The following is a 3,808-nucleotide window of genomic DNA, read 5'->3' on the forward strand; positions in this document are numbered from 1 at the left end:
CGCATCTGGCTGCGGCCAGCCCTTGGCTGGCTCGGCCTGGCGCTGATTGCGACGGCCTATCGCCTGTTGAGCGAGGACCTGCCCTTCCCCGGCTGGTACGCACTGCTGCCGGTTGCCGGCACCGTGCTGGTGCTGCTGAGCGGCGGCTGCGGGGAACAGACCAACGGGCGGACCGACCGGCACGTCCTTGGCCCGGCCACCGCTTTGTCGCTGCCGCTCTTGCAATGGATCGGCACGCTCTCCTATTCGCTCTATCTCTGGCACTGGCCGGTCATCGTCTACGCCGGGATGCTGACGCCCGATCTTACGGTGCCGCAGCGGCTGGGCTGCGGCGTGCTGGCGCTGGCGCTGTCGGTGCTCACCTATCACCTCATCGAGAACCCGGCACGACGCGGCGCCTGGCTGACGGTGGGCGCTCGCGCGCTCGCACCCGCGCTGGCGCTGACCGGTGCCGGCGTGGCGGTCGCCTACGCCAATGCGCATCTGGCCACGCGCAACATCGGTCCCGAGCAGCGCGGCATCGAGCAGGCGGCCGAAAGACCTTCCATCGCGCGGGCCGTCGACAAGAACTGCCTGGCCGACTTCCAAACGGTGACGCCGAAACCCTGCACATTCGGCCCGGCCGATGCCACCCGCACCATCGTGCTGTTTGGCGATTCGCACGCCGACCACTGGTCGACGCCGCTGATCGAAGCAGCCAGGCGCAACCACACCAAGGTGGTCACCTACCTCAAATCATCGTGCCGCGCCTCGCGGCTCTCCACCTTCAACACGGTGCTGAAGCGCGACTACACCGAATGCGACGCCTGGCGCGAGCAGGCCATATCGGAGATCATCCGCCGCAAGCCGCGCCTGGTGGTGATCTCCGAATTTTCCATCGGCAATCTGACCCGCGATCTGCCCGCCGCCGAACGCACCGCCGAAGTAGCGCGCTGGCAGGCCGGCCTGCGCTCGACCTTGCAGGCCTTCAGCCGGGCCGGTGTCGAGACGGCAGTCATCCGCGACACGCCGATCAACGCCAGCTTCGCCGGCTCCTGCGTGGCGCGCACCCTGTGGTGGCGCGAGGCACCCTCGCCGCACTGCGACACGCCAAGGGCCGAAGCCGCCAACGACAGCACCGCCGCCACCGAGCGCGCCGTGGTGACCAGCGTGCCCGACACCCGCTACATCGACCTCACCAACCAATTCTGCGGCCCGACCACCTGCCACGTCGTCATATCAGGCCAGCTGGCGTTTCGTGACAGGCACCATCTGGCGACAGGCTTTGCCGAGACACTGGCGGGGCCATTGGAGAGGGCCTTGTTTTAGGCGCCTGGGCATCTGCGCCCCGGTCTGCATTGTTCGTCACATCTTACGAATCTGTGGAACGAGGCTGCAACTCGGCAGTTATATTAGCCTAACCTTGAAAAGGAGGCAGCTATGAAAAAGCTCCTGCTTGTTTCGGTTATCGCCATTGCTTCGGCGGCGGCGATGATCGCCCCCGCCGACGCCCGCAGCCGTATCAGTATCGGCATTGGCGGCTATGCAGACGATTATTACGGCGACGATTATTACAATGGTTATGACTATGGCGATCGCTACTATCGCCCTTATTACCAGTACGACGCCTATGACAACGGCTACAGGCCGCGCTATTACCACCGTCACCACCGTTGCCACATCGCACTGGTCAAGCATTGGCGCCATCACCACAGGATCGTCGAGGAAATCCGCGTCTGCCGATGATCTGATCCTGTGAAAAATGATCCGGCCGGCGCCGCCGGCCGGATATTTGCGCCGCTCACCCCACCCGCCTCCTCATCATCATCCCGTAATGCACTGCCAACAGATCCAGCCCCACCTTCAGCAGCTTCGTCACCACGTTCCGGCCCTCGCCGGTCTGCTCGGACAGGCGCTTGAGGGAACCGTCCGCGCAGCAGACTTGTCGTACCACGGCGGCCACCTCCCAATGGCCTAACGCTCTTGTGGCGGCGGCATAGGCCCTGCCGGCGTCGAGAACGCTGTCGGCGATGCCGCCGCCCTCGCGGCCGCCGTCGATGCGCTCGGTCCAGCGCATCGGCTTGACATCAGCCTGCTGACTGCAGCGGAAATCCTCGCGGTAGCGCAGGCCTGCCTCGCGCTGCTGGCGCGACAGCGAAGTGATGCCGACGAGCGCATCGATGGCGCGCAGCCGCACGATGCCGCCGGTCGCGGCGTAGCCGTCATTCGACACTTCGTAGACACGCGCAGCCTCCAGCGTGCCCGCTGCCAGCCGCTTGCGGCCGAAGGCGTCATCCCTGAGCGCGAAATCATGGCCGATCTCGCGGCGTATGCGCACCTGCTCGGCCTCGCCCTTCGGCAATTTCGGCGCCTGCGGTTTTGCGGGTCTGGTCTTTTTGCTCATGGGAGGCTCCTGGTTGGGATGGGTGGTGGAGGCCGGCAAGTGGCGATCCTTCGCGCGCCCTCGGCCCTGCCGGGCATCTCCCCACGCGGTGGCAGAGCGGAGCGGAGCGCTGCTCGGTTGGCCTTCAATGAACCGTAGGTCGTCGCCTCTTCGCCGCCGCGCCAGCATCCCTGCCGTCCGGCATCCAGGCTGATGGAACCGGCGCGAGTTTTCGACGTTATGTCGCGTCCATGCCAAGGGGAGGTTCGCCGATGACAGCCTTCATGCCGGTTACCGTGCGCTTTTGCGACAACAAAACCATGCTGGTCAGTTCGGTGGCCGGAGCCGCCGAGGCACTGCGCCACCAATGGCCCGACAAGACAGCGCCTGGCTATCTCGAGGCTTCCCGGCTGGTTACGCTCGCCGTGGACGGCATCTGCTGCCAGCGCATCGCGTTCGACGCCTTCACCAGGGCGGCCAAGCAGCAGAACATACTGGTCGACAGGCCCAAAAGCCGCGCCCATGACTGGCTGGATGCGGTGGCTAGCCCGTGAGGAGCGGGCGCCGCCCGAAAAATTGATGCAACCGGCCCCCAGCGGGGCGCGTTTATGGGTGCGGTAGCTGGAGCCGCGCGCAAAGCGAAGGTGAACGCCGTGGGTACGATGAAAACCGGAGTGCCGCTCAAAGTGCGGGTGGAAGATGAGATCGAAGAGATCGAAAGCGTCAGCGAAGCCGCCGATTTTCTCCAGCGCTGGCCGCTGGAGCGGCGCGGTCATGTCTACCGCAGCGCGTTGAACGCCTGCAGCGCGGCGATTGCCGCCCAGATTTCCGAAGCCGACGCCATGAAGGTGTTTACCGGCTTTGCCCGGGTGACTGGCATATTGGTCGGCGAGGGCAACCCGCCGATGGCGATGGACGCAAGGAGCATGCAGAGCCGCACGCCCAAGCAAGGCCGGCAGATGCCGAAATAGGGCTTTGCTTCTTTCTCCCCGTTTACGGGGGTGAGGTGTGATCCGAGCAGCGGACGAAAAGCCAATTGCTTGGCTTTTCGAACAGCGAACGCCCGGCAGGGCAATGAGGGGCGGCGCCAGCGCTTCGGTAAGTGGCATCTGAATCGGATGCTTGAATTTCATGTCAGCTTCCATCCTGCCTCGTCAGCGCTGCCCCCCATCCGCCTGCCGGCACCTTCTCCCCGTGAACGGGGGAGCAGAGATCAAACCTCACCCCGTCGCAACAAATACGCGGCGCTGGAAGCGCGCCTGGTGGTAGGTACAATAGCTTTTCAGCGCCCCGGTGCGCATGCCGCAGCACAGCATGTCGGCACCTGGGCGGCTGCCTGGCGCCCCCTCTTCGGCAATAGAAATGTCCGGATCCCCCTCCACCGTCAGATCCAGCGGCGCACGGCAGCGTGAAAACAGGCAATCGATGAAGCGCATCGCCACGCCA

5 protein-coding genes and 1 pseudogene are annotated in these 3,808 nt (G+C 65.0%); 4 read left to right on the forward strand and 2 right to left on the reverse strand.

The features are described 5' to 3' along the window. Both EN932_RS31165 and EN932_RS31170 read left to right on the forward strand, forming a co-directional pair. On the forward strand, nucleotides 1-1,308 hold a 1,308-nt coding region (locus EN932_RS31165), incomplete at its 5' end, for an acyltransferase family protein (RefSeq protein ID WP_164890714.1). A gap of 111 nt (nucleotides 1,309-1,419) precedes the next feature. Continuing rightward, nucleotides 1,420-1,725 carry a hypothetical protein gene (locus tag EN932_RS31170; protein ID WP_027160843.1) on the forward strand — a complete coding sequence of 102 codons (306 nt, stop codon included), beginning with the start codon at nucleotides 1,420-1,422 and terminating at the stop codon, nucleotides 1,723-1,725. A 55-nt stretch (nucleotides 1,726-1,780) separates the two neighbouring features. Here EN932_RS31170 and EN932_RS31175 read toward each other — a convergent pair whose 3' ends face one another. Further along, nucleotides 1,781-2,383 (reverse strand): DUF6456 domain-containing protein, encoded by a 603-nt coding sequence (locus EN932_RS31175; protein WP_127370037.1) that lies wholly within the window; start codon nucleotides 2,381-2,383, stop codon nucleotides 1,781-1,783. 251 nt (nucleotides 2,384-2,634) lie between these two features. Between EN932_RS31175 and EN932_RS31180 the strand changes: the two genes are divergently transcribed. Further along, a complete protein-coding gene (locus tag EN932_RS31180; RefSeq protein ID WP_013530587.1) occupies nucleotides 2,635-2,916 on the forward strand; it encodes a DUF982 domain-containing protein in 282 nt (93 codons plus the stop codon). 108 nt (nucleotides 2,917-3,024) lie between these two features. Beyond that, on the forward strand, nucleotides 3,025-3,333 hold the full coding sequence (locus tag EN932_RS31185) for a DUF982 domain-containing protein (RefSeq protein ID WP_032898671.1): 309 nt from the start codon (nucleotides 3,025-3,027) through the stop codon (nucleotides 3,331-3,333). A gap of 249 nt (nucleotides 3,334-3,582) precedes the next feature. Here the strand turns inward: EN932_RS31185 and EN932_RS31190 are convergent. Then, nucleotides 3,583-3,808, reverse strand: a pseudogene (locus EN932_RS31190) (GcrA cell cycle regulator); the annotation flags it as partial.

The organism is Mesorhizobium sp. M7A.F.Ca.US.002.01.1.1, assembly GCF_004022955.1.
Classification (GTDB): domain Bacteria; phylum Pseudomonadota; class Alphaproteobacteria; order Rhizobiales; family Rhizobiaceae; genus Mesorhizobium; species Mesorhizobium ciceri.